This window comes from Actinomadura rubteroloni (assembly GCF_002911665.1).
Classification (GTDB): Bacteria; Actinomycetota; Actinomycetes; order Streptosporangiales; family Streptosporangiaceae; genus Spirillospora; species Spirillospora rubteroloni.
Genome location: NZ_MTBP01000002.1, coordinates 141,008 through 157,670 on the forward strand (window position 1 = coordinate 141,008; position 16,663 = coordinate 157,670).

Annotated in this window: 15 protein-coding genes; 4 read left to right on the forward strand and 11 right to left on the reverse strand. The window is 72.1% G+C overall.

The window, feature by feature from the left end; all coding sequences use genetic code 11:
• Positions 1-33 precede the first annotated feature (33 nt).
• Both BTM25_RS12070 and BTM25_RS29185 read left to right on the forward strand, forming a co-directional pair.
• Positions 34-1,119: a ComEC/Rec2 family competence protein gene (locus BTM25_RS12070; RefSeq protein WP_103563009.1), complete on the forward strand. Its 1,086-nt coding sequence runs from the start codon at positions 34-36 to the stop codon at positions 1,117-1,119.
• Positions 1,120-1,199: 80 nt separating this feature from the next.
• Positions 1,200-1,877, forward strand: a complete 678-nt coding sequence (locus BTM25_RS29185; protein WP_146059044.1) for a hypothetical protein — start codon at positions 1,200-1,202, stop codon at positions 1,875-1,877.
• A gap of 27 nt (positions 1,878-1,904) precedes the next feature.
• On the opposite strand, the gene BTM25_RS12075 is transcribed toward BTM25_RS29185, so the two are convergent.
• From BTM25_RS12075 to kdpF, 11 genes are all read right to left on the reverse strand, one after another.
• The gene (locus tag BTM25_RS12075; RefSeq protein ID WP_103563010.1) at positions 1,905-2,321 is read right to left on the reverse strand and encodes a hypothetical protein; all 417 of its coding nucleotides are present in this window, start codon (positions 2,319-2,321) and stop codon (positions 1,905-1,907) included.
• A 297-nt stretch (positions 2,322-2,618) separates the two neighbouring features.
• Complete coding sequence (locus BTM25_RS12080) at positions 2,619-3,887, reverse strand: MFS transporter (RefSeq protein WP_146059045.1); 1,269 nt, start codon at positions 3,885-3,887, stop codon at positions 2,619-2,621.
• 87 nt (positions 3,888-3,974) lie between these two features.
• Positions 3,975-4,628: an ArsR/SmtB family transcription factor gene (locus BTM25_RS12085; protein ID WP_235828378.1), complete on the reverse strand. Its 654-nt coding sequence runs from the start codon at positions 4,626-4,628 to the stop codon at positions 3,975-3,977.
• Positions 4,629-4,700: 72 nt separating this feature from the next.
• On the reverse strand, positions 4,701-5,924 hold the full coding sequence (locus tag BTM25_RS12090) for an NADH-quinone oxidoreductase subunit D-related protein (RefSeq protein ID WP_235828379.1): 1,224 nt from the start codon (positions 5,922-5,924) through the stop codon (positions 4,701-4,703).
• Between the two features lie 62 nt (positions 5,925-5,986).
• Complete coding sequence (locus BTM25_RS12095; protein WP_103563012.1) at positions 5,987-6,325, reverse strand: ArsR/SmtB family transcription factor; 339 nt, start codon at positions 6,323-6,325, stop codon at positions 5,987-5,989.
• A gap of 73 nt (positions 6,326-6,398) precedes the next feature.
• Positions 6,399-7,409: an alcohol dehydrogenase catalytic domain-containing protein gene (locus BTM25_RS12100; protein ID WP_103563013.1), complete on the reverse strand. Its 1,011-nt coding sequence runs from the start codon at positions 7,407-7,409 to the stop codon at positions 6,399-6,401.
• Positions 7,410-7,509: 100 nt separating this feature from the next.
• The gene (locus tag BTM25_RS12105) at positions 7,510-8,325 is read right to left on the reverse strand and encodes a universal stress protein (RefSeq protein WP_103563014.1); all 816 of its coding nucleotides are present in this window, start codon (positions 8,323-8,325) and stop codon (positions 7,510-7,512) included.
• 87 nt (positions 8,326-8,412) lie between these two features.
• Positions 8,413-9,267, reverse strand: coding sequence for a potassium-transporting ATPase subunit C (locus BTM25_RS12110; protein WP_103563015.1), 855 nt, complete (start codon positions 9,265-9,267; stop codon positions 8,413-8,415).
• A complete protein-coding gene (kdpB, locus tag BTM25_RS12115) occupies positions 9,264-11,339 on the reverse strand; it encodes a potassium-transporting ATPase subunit KdpB (RefSeq protein ID WP_103563016.1) in 2,076 nt (691 codons plus the stop codon). The genes BTM25_RS12110 and kdpB overlap by 4 nt, the downstream gene beginning before the upstream one ends.
• A 2-nt stretch (positions 11,340-11,341) precedes the next feature.
• Complete coding sequence (kdpA, locus tag BTM25_RS12120) at positions 11,342-13,003, reverse strand: potassium-transporting ATPase subunit KdpA (RefSeq protein ID WP_103563017.1); 1,662 nt, start codon at positions 13,001-13,003, stop codon at positions 11,342-11,344.
• Positions 13,004-13,093, reverse strand: a complete 90-nt coding sequence (gene kdpF / locus BTM25_RS12125; RefSeq protein WP_103563018.1) for a K(+)-transporting ATPase subunit F — start codon at positions 13,091-13,093, stop codon at positions 13,004-13,006.
• 332 nt (positions 13,094-13,425) lie between these two features.
• Here kdpF and BTM25_RS12130 point away from each other — a divergent pair, with 332 nt between their 5' ends.
• Both BTM25_RS12130 and BTM25_RS12135 read left to right on the forward strand, forming a co-directional pair.
• Positions 13,426-15,933, forward strand: coding sequence for a sensor histidine kinase (locus BTM25_RS12130; protein WP_103563019.1), 2,508 nt, complete (start codon positions 13,426-13,428; stop codon positions 15,931-15,933).
• Complete coding sequence (locus BTM25_RS12135; protein WP_103563020.1) at positions 15,930-16,607, forward strand: response regulator; 678 nt, start codon at positions 15,930-15,932, stop codon at positions 16,605-16,607. Before BTM25_RS12130 ends, BTM25_RS12135 begins: the two co-directional genes overlap by 4 nt.
• Positions 16,608-16,663: the final 56 nt, after the last annotated feature.

A 16,663-nucleotide genomic window follows, 5' to 3' on the forward strand; every position in this document is an offset into this window, starting at 1 on the left:
GTCCGCTGAGAAGACGAGATCAAGGATGCTCTCATGGGATTCGAAATTGACTTCCTCCCCGTCGGCGATGAATCAAGCGGCGGAGACGCGATTGCAATCCGTTGCGGGAATCTTTACGGCCCTCGTTCGCAGCAAACAGTCATCGTTGTTGACGGTGGCTACACGGATGACGGCGAGGCACTCGTTGAGCACATCGCCAAATATTACAACACAACCACGGTAGATATCGTCGTCTCCACCCACCCCGACCAGGATCACATCACCGGGCTCAAAGTGGTCCTAGAAGAGATGCACGTTAAGCAGCTACTAATGCATCTCCCATGGAAGCACTCGTCGGCTATGGCGCGGGCTAAGACTGTCTCGTTCAAGGTTAGCACCCTGAGTGATAAGCTCAAGGCTTCGTTGCAAGGGGCGGCGAGTCTCGAAGAAGTTGCCAAACAGCGAGGCGTTCCTGTTATTGAGCCGTTCGCTGGAGTTGGTACTTCCGACGGTGTTTTTCGCGTGCTCGGGCCAAGCGAGGAATATTATCGGGAACTGCTGGCAGAGATCGTTGAACCAACCGAAGCTAAGTCTTCGCTTCCAAGCATTAAAGAGGCTTTGAGGAAGCTCGCCGCTTCACTTGTTCCCGAAACCATTTTTACAGAAACACTACGCGAAGACGGCGAGACGTCACCACGAAACAATACGAGCGCCGTCTGTCTCCTGACGATCGACGAGCGCAAGTTGCTCCTCACAGGAGATGCCGGTATTCCAGCACTTGGTCATGTCCTCGACCGGCTCGAGGGTGAGGGATTCGCACCCGGAGATCTGAACTTTGTGCAAGTGCCTCATCATGGAAGCCGCCGTAACGTTAGCCCTTCGCTATTGGATCGCCTGCTGGGGACGAAGGGGCAAACCACTCGGGTTGGCTCAGCGTTCGTATCGGCACCAGCAAAGAACCCTGAGCACAAGCACCCTGCCAAAAAAACAACAAACGCCTTTCATCGGCGCGGTTACCCTGTTCACGTAACTCAGGGGACGACAAAGCGGCATCACCACGATGCTCCCACTAGGCCAGGTTGGTCCGCTTCGATTCCCGAACCGTTTCATGAGAACGTGGAAGATAACGGCGACTCGTAATCATGTTGTGGCTTGACGATTACGAGCGCAGGGCGCGGCTTGCACCTGGCATGCTTGCTCTGCTGCCTCTAGTCATTGTCATGGCCATCTTTGGCGTACGAAAGCAGCCTGCCGTTTCAGCCATCATTACGGCACTTTCGCTGGCAGGCGGGCCGCTTCTACTTGCGGAACTAGTGCGCCACTACGGCCGAAAGACGCAAGAATCGCTATGGGCTTCCTGGGGTGGTTCACCAACAACGCAAAAATTGCGACTAAGGGAGCAGTCGCAGAACTCCTTGCAACGAGAGACCTGGCGCAAAGCCATATCGGCACTTACGGATACCAGTCTCGCCTCCGCGCGCAGTGAACGAGCGAATCCCGCGCGAGCAGATGAGGCGATTGAGGTTGCCGTCGGCAAGGTTCGCAACCTCACACGAGATGGTGACAAATTCCCACTCGTTCGTGCCGAAAACCGATCGTATGGTTTTCATCGGAACCTATATGGTGTTCGCTGGATTGCGCGGATTATTGCACTACTTTCACTCGTTGGGTGCATTATTTACATCGGCTCCTATGGCGCATTCGCCAAGCATCCTATTTTTACGACAGTGAACGTAACGGCAGTAGTACTTGCGCTAGCCTGCCTCGGCTGCTGGTTCATCTTCCCGTCCTCTAGGCGAGTACGCGACGCGGCCGACAGATATGCATATGAGCTTTTGCAAGCGGCTGTAATTCTTTGTTCCGAAAAGGAGGCGTCTCAAACGGCGGACGATTCCTAACGGAACCGCCAAAAGCTCGGACTACCATTATCCTCTTCCTGGTCTCGGTCGCATCTTCGTTCCACACTCAATTAGCCGCGCCCGCACCGTCGTATCGGCAACACCGAAACGTCGGCCGATACGTGGCAGCGACCAACCCTCCTGGTAGAGCTTGATCGCTTCCTCGATCTGGCCGGATTCCAGCCCGCCCATCCTCATACGAACACCGTGCCGCTTGAGGATGTTGCTGACAGTCACCCGGTGGATGCCGAAACGCTGCCCAAGCTGGTAGACCGTCGCTCCAGCCTTGTACGCAGCCACCACCTCACGCGCTTCGGTGTCCTTGAGCTGCTTGGCGCGACCTTGCATGGTTCTTACCGGCGGGGCCGGGAGCGGGTCGGTTGGTGCGGGCAGCTTGGCTAGCAGGGCCTCGAGTGCGTCGGCCAGCGTGCCGGGGTTAGACATGGCTTGTCCGTGGCCCACAGACCGGGCTCTTGTGGCCGGTGCTCCACGCACCTCCCGCAAGAGCCCGCAGTGTTTTCCGGGGGACGTCTCCCCGATGCCGGGGCTTTCAACGGGTGAGGGCTTCGCTGGTCTTCCAGAGGTCTTCGGCTTTCGTCTCGTCGTAGGAGTCGGCCGCCGCGCGGCCGACGTGTAGGCGGGAGCCGGCATTCGCAGGTCCGCGGTCTCGGGTTCGAGCTGGGTGGCGAAGAAGCAGCCGTCGGGGCGGTTGCCGTAGGGATCGTTACATACAGGCGTCGATCAGCGGGCCGGGACGCCGTTCTCCCGGTGGCGGGCCGTGGCGGCGATGGCGGGGAGCAGGGCGAGGGAGATGAGGCCGCCGCCGACGGCCAGGACGGTGTAGCTCGTCGACATCATGACCACGCCGGAGGCCAGGCCGCCGCCGACGCCCGCCACCGCGATGGCGACGTCGACCATGCCCTGGGTGCGGGCGCGGGCGGCGAAGCGGACGGTGTCGGTGACGAGGGCCGTCCCGGCGACCAGGCCGAAGCTCCAGCCGAGGCCCAGCAGCGCGAGCGCCAGCGCGAGGAGCGGGACGGAGCGTGCCGGGGACAGGCCCGCCAGGAGTCCGGCGGCCAGCATCGTGACGCCCGCCAGGGCCGCGACGCGCAGCGGGCCGAAGCGGTCGACGAGCATCCCCGACAGCGGGGACGGCAGGTACATCGCGCCGACGTGCACGGCGATGACCACGCCCGCCGCGCCGGCGGAGTGCCCGTGGTGCTCCATGTGGACGGGCGTCATCGTCATCACCGCGACCATGACGAGCTGCGTCAGGACCATGATCAGCGTGCCCAGCAGGAGCAGCCCGCGGGCGCCGGGCGGTTCGGTGTCGTCGGCGACGTGGTCCGGGGCGGCGACGCGGTCGGCGGCCAGCGCTCGCGCGGTGGTGAGCGGGTCGGGGCGCAGGAGCGTCCCGAGGACGGCGCCCGCCGCCGCGTAGGCGACCGCCGCCAGAAGGAACGGGCCCGCCAGGCGCGGGATGCCGAGCGCGTCGGCGAGGTGGCCGAGGGGCAGGACGAGGTTGGGGCCGATGACCGCACCGACGGTCGTCGCGACCAGGACGGTGCTGACCGCGCGTCCTCGCCGGGCGGGGTCCGCCAGGTCGGCGCCCGCGTAGCGCGCCTGGAGGTTGGTCGCGCTGCCCGCTCCGTAGACGAACAGCGCGGCGAACAGCGGGACCGGCTGGTCCCAGGCCGCCGCCGCGACGACGCCGAGGGCGCCCAGGGCCCCGACGGCGTATCCGGCGGCGAGACCGGCGCGGCGGCCCGCGCGTTCGGACAGGCGGCCCACCGCGATCGCGGTCGCCGCCGCGCCCGCGGTGAACAGGGCGCTGGGGAGCCCGGCGAGGCCGGTGCCGCCCAGCATGTCCTGGGCCAGCAGCGCGCCGACGGTGACCCCGGCGGCCAGGCCCGCGCCGCTCAGGATCTGCGCGGCGACCAGGACGGCCAGGATCCGCCGCTGCGCCGGGTGCGGCGGCGCGGCGGCGGGACGGGGCGGGGCGGTGGTCACACGGGGGCCTTTCGTCAGGGGGTGCCGGGGGACGTCCGGCCGGGGACGGGGCGGAGGCAGCCGGTCAGGTGGCGCCCGCTGGCGCGGTCATGCGGCGCTCGCGGTCGGCAGGCCGTCGGCCGTCCATTCGGCGATCCCGCCGTCCAGCATGCGGGCGGGACGGCCGTGGGCGTGCAGGACGGCCACCGCGTCGGCGGACAGGACGCAGTAGCGGCCCCGGCAGTACGCGACGACCTCCGCGCCGTCCGGGACCTCGGCCAGGCGCTCCGCCAGTTCGTCCGCCGGGATGCTCAGCGCGCCCGCGATGTGGCCGGCGGCGTACTCGGCGGCGGGCCGCACGTCGACCACGACGGCCGTCCCGTCGGCCAGCCGGTCCCGGAGTTCGGCGCGGCCCACCGGACGCGCGTCCGGGCCGAGCACGGCGCGGGCGGCCCGCGCCGCGGCGGGCGAGACCTCGACCGCGACCCGCTTGAGCTGTTCGGCCAGCAGGGAGACGCGGTGGTCGGCGACGCGGTAGCGCACGCTCGTCCCCGACCTGCGCGACGTCACCAGGCCCGACGCGGCCAGCACCTTCAACTGGGCCGAGGTGTTCGACACCCGCATCCCGGCCGCCGCCGCCAGTTCCTCGACGCCGTGCTCGCGCTGCGCGAGCAGGTCCAGCAGGACCAGCCGCGACGGGGCGGCCAGCGCCTTGGCGACGCGCGCGAACTCCTCCTGCAACGCGTACATGACAGCGGACACGACCCATCTCCTCCAATAGTCGTTGGAACACTGTAGAAGACGCGTCCCCGAAGAGAACAGACGGCCCCCGGCTCACGAGAGGTTGAAGCTCCTGGTGACCAGCAGGACGTCGGCGGCGAGCGCGCCGGCCAGCGCGACCGGCAGCGCCGGCCGGTTGAAGAACGACGGGTCGACGATCGTGTCGCGGACGAGCGCGCCGTCGGCCGCCAGCTCGACGCGGTGGACGATCGTGCCGCGCCACCCCTCCACGATCCCGATCCCCGACGCGGGCCCGTGGCCGGGCGCCAGCGGCGGCCAGTACGACGTGAGGCCCGGGTTCATCCCGTAGGTCAGGTCGTCGACGAGCGCCACGGACGCGGCGATCTCCCGGACGCGGATCCGGAAGCGCGCCAGCACGTCGCCGTGGAGCGCGGTGGCGACGGCCAGGGTCGGGCGCAGGTCCGTGAAGGGGTGGTCGCGGCGGGCGTCCACGTCGAGTCCGCTGGCGCGCGCGACGCAGCCGAGGGCGCCGAGGTCGCGCGCGGCGGCGCGGCCGAGCGGCGCGGTCCCGGTGAACCGGCCGGCGACGGCGGTGTCCGCGAGGGCGAGGTCCGCGATCTCCTCGACGTCGGCCTCGATCGCGGCGAGCAGGCGCGGGTCGGGCACGGCGCGCAGGACGGCGCCGCCGAGCAGCACGCCGCCGCGCAGCAGCCGGTGCCCGGTGACGCGGACGTTGAGGCGCAGCAGGGTCTCGCGGACGCGGGCGAACCGCGCGCCGAGCACCGGCCGCCCGGCCTCGTCGCACAGCGCGCCGAGGTCGGCGACGTGGTTGCCGAGGCGTTCGAGTTCGAGCAGCACGGCCCGCGACCGCTGCACGCCGGGCGACACCCCGACCCCGGCGGCGTCCTCGACCGCGAGGCAGAACGCGAGCGCGTGCCCGACGGCGGCGTCCGCGCCGACGCGTTCCGCGAGCGGGAGCGCGTCGGCCGGGAGCCGTCCGTGGAACAGTTCCGCGCGCCCGTCGCGCCCGGCCCTGCGCTCGAAACGCCCGGCCGGAAGGCTGAGCGCGGCCAGGCTCGGCGGCACGACTCCTGGCCGGACGTGCAGCTCGGCGCGGCGCTCCGGTTCACCGTCGGCGGCAGGCCGGGTGAACAGGTAGACGACGCGCTGCGGGGCGGCGGCGACGAGCGCGAGCCGGTGACCGTCGTCCAGGAGCGCGGCGGCGCGCTCGGCCAGGTCGGCGGCCTCGACGTCGGCGACGGAGGCCCGGGGCGGGACGGCGGACGCGCTCATGAAGCCCCCGGGGTCGTCCGACATCCTGCGCAATTAACGACTTTAGCAACTCGACGGGACGCTGAAACCACCCGCTGCGGTGAGCGCTAGGGCGTGCCCGGGGACGCGCGGAGATCGTCCAGCAACTGCGCCTGCTCCGCCAGCACTCCGGTGAGGATCGCCCGCGCCACCGCGAGCAGTTCGGCGACGCGCGGACTGGTGAGCGAGTAGATCACCGACGAGCCGTCCTTGCGCGACACCACCAGCCCGGCCCGGCGCAGCACGGCGAGCTGCTGGGACAGGTGCGCCGGTTCGATCCCCACCTCGGGCAGCATCTCGGCGACGGCGTGGTCGCGCTCGCTGAGCAGTTCGAGCACCCTGATCCGCGCCGGGTGGCCCAGCGTTTTGAAGAACTCGGCCTTCAACTGGTACAGCGGCGCGCTCACCGATCCCCTTTCACCGGCCTCGGCCGTTGCCGCCTCGCCCGTCCCGGCACATTAGCAACTCGGCATGCGGCCGTCAGCGCGGCGTCAGGACGGTCTTGTGCGGGAGCGCGCCGGAGAGGACGTCCGGCGCGTCCGCGAACGTCGCCGTCCGCGCCGTGATGTCGGCGACGGCGAGACGTCCCTGGGCGATGAGGCGGAGCACGGCGGGCATGTCGTCGCGCGCGTTGGCGCGGGCCGTCACGAAGGTGATGCCGCGCCGGTAGAGGTCGTACAGCGGCGGTTCGACGGGGAAGTAGTGGATGCCCGCCGAGACGCACGTCCCGCCGGGCTCGGTGGAGCGGAGCGCCGAGAGCAGGCCGTCCGGCGTCGAGACGCAGGCGGCGACCGTCGGGAAGTCGCCGAAGCCGGTGCCGTCGGGGGTCGCTTCGACGACCGTCGCGCCGAGGCGTTCGGCGGCGGCGAGCCGTTCGGGGTCGTCGTCCACGTACGTGCAGTTCACGGCGAGGGCGCGGGCGACGGCGACCGCGTAGAGGCCGACGCTCGCCGAACCCAGCACGAGCACGTCGTCCCCCGCCCGCGCGTACGGGGCCACGCAGCGGTAGCCGTCCACGGCGTTGTCGGACACGGCCGCGACGCCGAGCGGGTCGACGCCGTCCGGCACCGGCACGCACATGGCGTCGGCGTAGGGCACGCGGACGAGGTCGGCGACCGCCCCGCCCCAGTCCCCGCCGCCGAACGGGGCGAGGCCGAAGGTGGACAGCGGCGGGACCGACCGGCAGTACAGGCTGCGTCCGCCCCGGCAGCGGTCGCAGTGGCCGCAGGAGATCTGGAACGGCACCGCCACGACGTCGCCCGGCCGCAGCGCGGCGACGTCCGCGCCGACGGCCACGACCTCGGCCGTGAACTCGTGGCCGACGGCGTACGGCTCGTCCGTCGGCAGGAGGCCCGCGATATAGGCGACGTCCAGGTCGCAGAGCGCCACCGCCAGCGGGCGCACGAGCGCCGCGCCGCCGGAGCCGAGTTCGGGCTCGGGGACGTCGCGGAAATGCGGCGCACCGCCTCCGCCGCCGTAGAGAGCACGCATCGGGCCTCCTCTTGGTCGCCCATCAAGAGACCATGCCGATGACCACCCGGTCAAGAGGCGGCGGCGCGCTCCCCCGGGACCCGCCGCGCCCAGCCGGGCGTCAGCCGCCGGTGGCCGGGACGAGCACGACCGGGCAGCGCGCGTGGTGCAGCACCGCGTGGCCGACGCGTCCGACGCGGCCCCGCGTCCCGACGACGGCCAGCGCGGACTCCCCCGACGCGAGGACCAGCGCGCGGGCCGCGCCGGAGTCCGCCACGACGGGCCGGACGACCACGTCCGGATAGCGGTCCGACCAGCCCGTCAGCGCCTCGGCGAGGTCCCGGTCGGCGATGTCGCGCAGGCGCGGCGACCCCTGCTCCACGCTGACGGCGTGCAGCGCGGTGAGCCGCGCCCCGCGCAGCGACGCCTCGGCGAACGCCCAGCCGAGCGCGGCGTCCTGCCGGTGCGCGGTGTCGACGCCGACCAGGACCTCCGGCGGCGCGTCCGCCGGAGGCGCGGCCCCGGCGGGCACCGCGAGGACGGGACAGTGCGCGTGCCCGGCGACGTGCAGCGCCACCGACCCGAACAGCAGTTCAGCGAACCCGCCCGCGCCCCGCGCCCCGACCGCGAGCAGCCCCGCGCGGGCGCTCGCGTCGACCAGGGCTTCGTCGGGCTCGTTGGCGGCCAGCTCGGTCGTGACGTCCACGTCCGGCGCCTGCTTGAGCGCATATTGCCGCTTGTCTTCCAGCAAGGCCGTTCGGTCCTCTTCCAGGCGCGCGTAGTCCAGGTCGGTCAGCGTGCCGTCGCGCAGCAGCGCCCTGGACGCGTGGACGAGCCGCAGCGGGCGCCTGTGCCGCCGCGCCTCGTCCGCCGCCCAGTCCAATGCCTGCCGGGCGTTCGCCGAGCCGTCGACGCCCGCGATGATGGGAGTGGCCACGGTTCCGCCCCTCTCTCTCGTTGGGATTCCTATTCCCGTCCAGGCCCAAGTCCGCGTCCCGGCTCGGGAACGGGCGCCTGACGATCGTCAGCCCCGGTCCAGCGCGATGTTGAGTTCGAGCACGTTGACCGACGGCTCGCCCAGGAATCCGAGCGCCCGCCCGGTGGTGCGGACGTCGATCAGGTGGAGCACGCGCGCCACGGGCAGGCCGCGCGCCCGCGCGACCCGGGCCGCCTGGAGCCGCGCCCACGCCACCGAGATGTGCGGGTCGAGTCCGGAGCCGGAGCCGGTGACCGCGTCGGGCGGGACGACCGGGTGGGCGGGCGCAGTACCGCGTATCGGGACGATCCGCCCGGCGGAGTAGTCCGCGCCGGGCCTGCCGCACTCGACCCGGAGGCCCCGGTACACCGCGAGGAACGGTTTCGCCGGGCACGCCTGGTTGACGCTGACGACGCGGACCGGGTGGGCGACGTCGCCCGTCCGGTCGCGCGTCCCGAACACCGCGAGGACGGCGCCCCGCCCGTCCGGGGTGCAGAACGGCCGGGACCCGTCCACGCTTTCCAACCGTCCGACGGCGAGGCTCGCCGCGCAGACCCGCGTGAGCAGGCTCTCGGCCCGGCCGTCCACGACGTCCTCCGGGCCGAGGTTGGACGCGCCCGTGGCGGTCGGGTCGTAGCCGTCCCCCGCGTTGGAGATCCGCGACTGGAAGTACTGCCGCAGCGGACGCCCCTCCCGGTCGGTGAACGACTGACCGATCAGCGAACTGCCGACCTCGCGTCCGGAGACCGTGACGTACGACCCGCCGGCCTTGTGCCGGAGCCCTGGAAGCTGCGCGACCGCGAGGACCGCGGCCGGATAGGCGACCCCGCACACGACCGTCAGGACCAGCAGCGCCCGCAGCCCGGCGACGTGCCGGCGGAGCCGGCTAGGAAGCGTGCTCATGAGACCCCCGGAAGGAACTGGACGAGAAGGTCGACGATCTTGATCCCGGCGAACGGCGCGACCACGCCGCCGAGCCCGTACACGCCGAGGTTGCGGCGCAGCAGCCGCGCCGCGCTCGCCGGCCGGTACCGCACGCCGCGCAGCGCCAGCGGGATCAGCGCGACGATGACCAGCGCGTTGAAGACGACCGCCGACAGGATCGCGCTCTGCGGCGAGGCCAGCCGCATGACGTTGAGCCGGTCCAGGCCGGGGAACAGCCCCACGAACAGCGCCGGGATGATCGCGAAGTACTTGGCGATGTCGTTGGCGATCGAGAACGTCGTCAGCGCGCCGCGCGTGATGAGGAGCTGCTTGCCGATCTCCACGATCTCGATGAGCTTGGTCGGGTCGGAGTCCAGGTCGACCATGTTCCCGGCCTCCTTCGCGGCGGACGTGCCCGTGTTCATCGCGACGCCGACGTCGGCCTGGGCGAGCGCGGGGGCGTCGTTGGTGCCGTCGCCGGTCATCGCGACGAGCCGTCCGCCCTCCTGCTCCTTCCGGATGAACGCGAGCTTGTCCTCGGGCGTGGCCTCGGCGAGGAAGTCGTCCACGCCCGCCTCGTCGGCGATGGCCTTCGCGGTCAGCGGGTTGTCGCCGGTCACCATGATCGTCCGGATGCCGAGGGCGCGCATGTGGCCGAACCGCTCCCGCATGCCGGGCTTGACGACGTCCTTGAGGTGAACGACGCCGAGCACGCGCGCCCGCCCGCCGGCGATCTCGCCGACGACCAGCGGGGTGCCGCCGCTCGCGGCGATGCCGTCGACCACGCCGCCGAGTTCGGGCGCGACGGTCCCGCCGTGCTCCCGGATCCAGTCGGCGACGGCCGACGCCGCGCCCTTGCGGAGGCGCCGCCCGTCGAGGTCCACGCCCGACATGCGGGTCTGCGCGGTGAACGGGACCCACACGGCGTGCGCCAGTTCGCCGGGACGGCGTTCCCGCACGCCGTGCGCCCGCTCGGCGTAGACGACGATGGACCGTCCCTCGGGCGTCTCGTCGGCCAGCGACGACAACTGCGCCGCGTCCGCCAGTTCCCCGATCGTCGTCGCGCCGACCGGGACGAACTCGGCCGCCTGCCGGTCCCCGAGCGTGATCGTGCCGGTCTTGTCCAGCAGCAGCGTGTCGACGTCGCCGGCGGCCTCGACGGCGCGTCCCGACATCGCGAGGACGTTGCGCCGGACGAGCCGGTCCATCCCCGCGATGCCGATCGCCGACAGCAGCGCGCCGATCGTCGTCGGGATCAGGCAGACGACCAGGGACACCAGCACGATGGCGGTCACCCCGTGCGCATCCAGCGCGGCGGTGTCGGCGACCCCCGGGTTCCCGGCCCGCGCGAAGATCGCGACCGGCTGCAGCGTCGCGACGGCGACCAGGAAGATGATCGTCATCGCGGCGAGCAGGATGTTCAGCGCGATCTCGTTCGGGGTCTTCTGCCGGGACGCGCCCTCGACCAGCGCGATCATCGTGTCGAGGAACGACGCGCCGGGCCGCTGGGTGATCTTCACGACGATGCGGTCGGAGAGGACCTTCGTCCCGCCGGTCACCGCCGAGCGGTCGCCGCCGGACTCGCGGATGACGGGCGCGGACTCGCCGGTGATCGCCGACTCGTCCACGCTCGCGATGCCCTCGACCACGTCGCCGTCGCCCGGCACGATCTCCCCGGCCTCGACCACGACGACGTCGCCCCGCCGCAGCTCGGCGGCCGGGACGACCTCCTCGGCGGCGTCCGCGCCGGGCCGCCAGTCCGTGAGCCGCCGGGCGGTGGCGTCCTTCTTGGCGCCGCGGAGCGCGTCGGCCTGCGCCTTGCCGCGTCCTTCGGCGACGGCCTCGGCGAGGTTGGCGAACACGACCGTCAGCCAGAGCCAGGCCGCGATCAGCACGGCGAACGCCGAGACGTCACCGGCGGCGAGGACCGTCGTCCACAGCGCGCCGATCTCCACGATCAGCATGACGGGGTTGCGCCACATCACGCGCGGGTCCAGCTTGCGGAGCGCCAGCGGGAGCGCGCCGAGCAGCAGGCGCGGGGTCGTGGCCATCGCTAGTGGATCCCTTCCGCCAGCGGGCCGAGGGCCAGCGCCGGGACGAACGTGAGGGCGACGAGGACGAGCGTCACGCCCGCGACCATGCCGACGAACTGCGGCCGGTGCGTCGGGAGCGTGCCGTCGGACTCCGGGACGGCGCGCTGCGCGGCCAGCGACCCGGCCAGGGCCAGCACGAAGATCATCGGCAGGAAGCGCCCGAAGGCCATTGCGAGGCCGAGCGCGGTGTCGTAGAACGGCGTGTTCACGGTGAGCCCGGCGAACGCCGACCCGTTGTTGTTCGCCGCGCTGGTGAAGGCGTAGAGCACTTCGGAGAAGCCGTGCGGGCCGGTGTTGAGCATCGCGGCGCGCGGCCCCGGGAACGCCGTCGCGACGGCCGTGCCGGTCAGCACGATCACCGGGGTGACGAGGAAGTACAGCGACGCGAGCTTCATCTCCCGGGCGCCGATCTTCTTGCCCATGTACTCGGGAGTCCGGCCGACCATGAGGCCCGCGACGAACACCGTGATGATCGCGAGGACGAGCATCCCGTACAGGCCCGAGCCGGTGCCGCCGGGCGCGACCTCGCCGACCATCATGTTCAGCAGGAGCGCGGCGCCGCCGAGGCTCGTGTACGAGTCGTGGGACGAGTCCACGGCGCCCGTCGAGGTCAGCGTCGTCGCGGTGGCGAACACGGCCGAGTCCAGGACGCCGAACCGCTGCTCGGTGCCCTCCGCCGCCGCCCCGGCCGCCGTCGGCACGGTGCCGTGGTGGACGCCCTGCGCGGTCATCGTCGCCGTGACGCTGAGCACCGCGAGCACGGCCATCACCGCGACGATCGCGTACCCCTGCCGCTTCTGCCCGACCATCCGGCCGAACGTGCGCGGCAGCGAGAACGCGAGGACGAGCAGCAGGAACACTTCGATCCAGTTCGTCCAGGCCGTCGGATTCTCGAAGGGGTGCGCCGAGTTGGCGTTGAAGAAGCCGCCGCCGTTCGTCCCGAGCTCCTTGATCGCCTCCTGCGAGGCGACCGGCCCGCCGGTCACGGTCTGGGACGCGCCCGTCAGCGTGTGGACGGTGTGCGGGCCGGCCAGGTTCTGGACCGTGCCACCCGCGATCAGCACGACCGCGCCGACGAGCGCGATCGGCAGCAGGACGCGCACCGTGCCCCGGACGAGGTCGACCCAGAAGTTGCCCAGCTCCCCCGTCCGGGTGCGGACGAGACCGCGCACGAACGCGACGGCGACGGCCATCCCGACGGCGGCGGACACGAAGTTCTGCACCGCGAGGCCCGCCATCTGCACCAGGTGGCCCATCGTGGTCTCGCCCGCGTACGCCTGCCAGTTCGTGTTCGTCACGAAGCTGACAGCGGTGTTCCAGGCGACGTGGTCCCGCACGCCGGGGAGCCCGAGGCTCCACGGCAGGCGGCTCTGGACGCGCTGGAACCCGTACAGGAACAGGACCGAGACCGCCGAGAACGCGAGGACGCTCCGCAGGTAGACCGGCCACCGCTGCTCGGCGTCCGCGTCCACGCCGACGAGCCGGTAGATGCGGCGTTCCACCGCGAGGTGCCGGGTGGCGGAGTAGACGCGGTACATGTGGTCGCCGAGCGGCACGTGCACCACGGCCAGGGCGACGATCAGGGAGGCGGGGAACAGGATCCCCGCCGCGGTCGGGCCCATCTAGAACCTCTCCGGGAACAGCAGGGCCGCCACGAGGAACACGACGAGGCCGGTCGCGAGGACCAGCCCGACGGCGTTGTCGGCGCTCACCGGCGTTCCACCGCCGAGACGATGAGGCCGAGCACCGCGAACACCGCGATGGTCAGCGCGACGAGGACCAGGTCTGCCATGGCGTCCGACTCCAGGAACAGCCCGTGCGCGGCACGGGACGGGGGTGGGAAACGGGCTCCGGCGGATCCGTCCGGGGCCGTTGCCGAGGAAATACCCGACGCGTCCCGATTCGGGGGATCTTGACGCGTTTCCTACGCTTTCGACGCGTTTCTTCACGCGCCCCTGACGCCCGTTTCCGCAGGCCCGCGGGCCACGGCGCTACCGTGAAGCGTGACGGGCGCCAGGCCACGGCGCCCGGAAGGGAAACGACGATGTCCAGGGGGCGGCTGCGCATCTACCTGGGAGCGGCGCCCGGCGTCGGCAAGACCTGCGCGATGCTCGCCGAGGGCGCGCGGCGGGCCGGGCGCGGCACCGACGTGGTCGTCGGCTGCGTCGAGACCCACGACCGGCCCCGGACCGCCGCCCTGCTCGACGGCCTGGAGGTCGTCCCGCGCCGGACGGTCCGCTACCGGGGCGCGACGTTCGCCGAGCTGGACGTCGAGGCGGTGCTCCAGCGCGCTCCGGACGTGGTGCTGGTGGACGAGCTGGCGCACACGAACGTCCCGGGCTCCGCGCACGAGAAGCGCTGGCAGGACGTCGAGGACCTGCTCGACGCGGGCATCACCGTCGTCACCACGGTGAACGTCCAGCACCTGGAGTCGATGAACGACGTCGTCGCCGACATCACCGGCGTGCCGCAGCGGGAGACCGTCCCCGACGAGGTCGTCCGGCGCGCCGACGAGGTCGAGCTGGTGGACATGGCGCCCGAGGCGCTGCGGCGGCGGATGGCGCACGGCAACGTCTACGCGCCCGAGAAGGTCGACGCCGCGCTGTCGAACTACTTCCGCGTCGGGAACCTCACCGCGCTGCGCGAGCTGGCGCTGCTGTGGCTGGCCGGGAAGGTGGACGACCAGCTCGACCGCTACCGCGCCGACCACGGCATCTCCGGCACGTGGGAGGCGCGCGAGCGGGTCGTCGTCGCGCTCACCGGCGGCCCGGAGGGCGAGACGCTCATCCGCCGCGCGGCGCGGATCGCGGCCCGCACCAAGGGCGCCGACCTGCTGGCCGTGCACGTCGCCCACGGGGACGGCCTGGCGGGCGCCCGTCCCGGCTCCCTGGCGCGGCAACGGGAGATCGTCGAGAGCCTCGGCGGGACGTACCACCAGGTCGTGGGCGACGACGTGCCGCGCGCTCTGATCGACTTCGCCCGCGCCGTCAACGCGACGCAGCTCGTCCTCGGCGTGTCCCGGCGGCGGCGCTCCGCGCAGCTCCTGCGGCCGGGCATCGGCGTCACGACGACCGCGCTGTCGGGGTCGATCGACGTCCACATGGTCACCCACGACCTCGCCCGGCGCGGACGGTACCGGCCCCCGCGCGCAACGGGCGTGCCGCCCGGCCGCCGCCTCGGCGCGTTCGCGCTCGCCGTCGCCGGGCTCCCGCTGCTGGTGTTCGCGCTGACCCGGACGCGCGGCCTCGGCCTGTCCGGCGACATCCTGTTCTTCCTGTCGGCGGTCGTCGGCGTCGCGCTGCTCGGCGGGCTGTGGCCCGCGCTGTTCACCGCCGTCACCGGGTTCCTGCTGCTCAACTGGTATTTCACCCCGCCCTTCCACCGGCTGACGATCGCCGACCAGGGCAACTGGGTCGCGCTCGTGGTGTTCGTGCTCGTCGGAGCGGGGGTCAGCGCGGTGGTGGACCGGGCCGCGCGGCGCGCCCGCGAGGCCGCCGACCTCGGCGCCGAGGCCGAGGTGCTGTCGACGCTCGCGGGCAACGTCCTGCGCGGCGAACGGGCGCTGGACGACCTGCTCCGGCGGCTCCGCGAGACGTTCGGGCTCACCTCGGTGACGCTGCTGGAACGGCCTGCCGAGTCCGGTGGCTGGCGCGTCGTCGCGACCGTCGGCGGACGGCCCTGCACCGCGCCCGACGAGGCCGACACCGGCATCCCGATCGACGCCGGGCTCGTCCTGGCGCTGCGCGGCCGTCCGCTGCCCGCCCGCGACCGGCGCATCCTGGAGGCGTTCGGCGTCCAGGCCGCCGTCGCGCTGCGGCACCAGCGGCTCGCCGCCGAGGCCGAGCGGGCGCGTCCGCTGGAGGCCGCCGACCGGATGCGGACCGCGCTGCTCAACGCCGTCAGCCACGACCTGCGGACCCCGCTCGCGTCCGCCACGGCGGCGGTCGACGGGCTGCGCAACACCGGGATCGCCTGGACGGACGGCGAACGCGCCGAACTCCTCGACACCGCCGCCGAGTCCGTGGACCGCCTCGACCGGCTCGTCGCCAACCTCCTCGACATGAGCCGCCTCCAGGCCGGGGCGCTCGGGATGGTGCTGCGGCCGCTCGCGCTGGACGAGGTCGTCCCCCGCGCCCTGGACGACCTCCGCCCCGGCCGCGAGCGCGTCACGGTGGACGTCCCGGTCGATCTGCCCGCCGTCCTGGCCGACCCGGCGCTGCTCGAACGCGTCCTCGCCAACCTCATCGCCAACGCGCTGCGCTACAGCCCGCACGACCGGCCCGTCCTGGTCAGCGCCGGGGCGCTGCGCGACCGCGTCGAGCTGCGCGTCGCCGATCGCGGCCCCGGCATCCCCGCCGACCGGCGCGACCGCGTCTTCCGGCCGTTCCAGCGGCTGGACGACCGCGACAACCACACCGGCGTCGGCCTCGGCCTCGCCCTGTCGCGCGGCCTCACCGAGGCGATGGGCGGCGCGCTGGTCCCCGAGGACACGCCCGGCGGCGGCCTCACGATGATCGTCTCCCTCCGGGCGGACCAGAACGGAGCCCCATGACCCGCGTCCTCGTCGTGGACGACGAACCGCAGCTCCTGCGCGCCCTTCGCATCAACCTGCGCGCCCGGGACTTCGCCGTCGAGGTCGCGCCCGACGGCACCGCCGCGCTGCGGCTCGCCGGGGACTTCCATCCCGACCTGGTCGTCCTCGACCTAGGCCTGCCCGACCTGGACGGCGTGGACGTCATCCAGGGCCTGCGCGGCTGGACGAACGTCCCGATCATCGTCCTGTCCGGGCGGGCCGGGAGCCGCGACAAGGTAGAGGCCCTGGAGGCGGGCGCCGACGACTACGTCACCAAGCCGTTCAACATGGACGAGCTGGTCGCGCGGATCCGCGCCGTCACCCGCCGGGCCGGCCCCGAGGACTCCGTCCGCGTGGTGGCCGTCGGGGCGTGGAGCGTCGACCTGGCCGACAAGACCGCCACCGGCGCCGACGGGAGCGCCCTGCGCCTCACTCCGACCGAGTGGCACCTGCTCGAACTGCTGCTGCGCAACCCGGGCAAGCTCATCGGCCAGCGGCAGCTCCTGACGTCCGTCTGGGGGCCGGGCTACGTCAAGGAGACCCACTACCTGCGCCAGTACATGGCGCAACTGCGGCGCAAGCTCGAAGCGGACCCGGCCCGTCCGCGCCACCTGCTCACCGAACCGGGCATGGGCTACCGCTTCCAGCCCTGACCGGCCGGCCGATTCGCCGGTCTCGCGGGGGTTCGCGTCGGTAGGGTCGGGCGCGG

Bases quoted from the DNA above. Each gene is read 5' to 3' on its own strand.
- BTM25_RS12070 (WP_103563009.1), top strand. From the start codon at position 34: ATGGGATTCGAAATTGACTTCCTCCCCGTCGGCGATGAATCAAGCGGC.
- BTM25_RS12100 (WP_103563013.1), bottom strand. From the start codon at position 7,409: ATGCGTGCTCTCTACGGCGGCGGAGGCGGTGCGCCGCATTTCCGCGAC.
- BTM25_RS29185 (WP_146059044.1), top strand. From the start codon at position 1,200: ATGGCCATCTTTGGCGTACGAAAGCAGCCTGCCGTTTCAGCCATCATT.
- BTM25_RS12075 (WP_103563010.1), bottom strand. From the start codon at position 2,321: ATGTCTAACCCCGGCACGCTGGCCGACGCACTCGAGGCCCTGCTAGCC.
- BTM25_RS12130 (WP_103563019.1), top strand. From the start codon at position 13,426: ATGTCCAGGGGGCGGCTGCGCATCTACCTGGGAGCGGCGCCCGGCGTC.
- kdpB (WP_103563016.1), bottom strand. From the start codon at position 11,339: ATGGCCACGACCCCGCGCCTGCTGCTCGGCGCGCTCCCGCTGGCGCTC.
- BTM25_RS12135 (WP_103563020.1), top strand. From the start codon at position 15,930: ATGACCCGCGTCCTCGTCGTGGACGACGAACCGCAGCTCCTGCGCGCC.
- BTM25_RS12090 (WP_235828379.1), bottom strand. From the start codon at position 5,924: ATGTCGGACGACCCCGGGGGCTTCATGAGCGCGTCCGCCGTCCCGCCC.
- kdpA (WP_103563017.1), bottom strand. From the start codon at position 13,003: ATGGGCCCGACCGCGGCGGGGATCCTGTTCCCCGCCTCCCTGATCGTC.
- BTM25_RS12110 (WP_103563015.1), bottom strand. From the start codon at position 9,267: ATGAGCACGCTTCCTAGCCGGCTCCGCCGGCACGTCGCCGGGCTGCGG.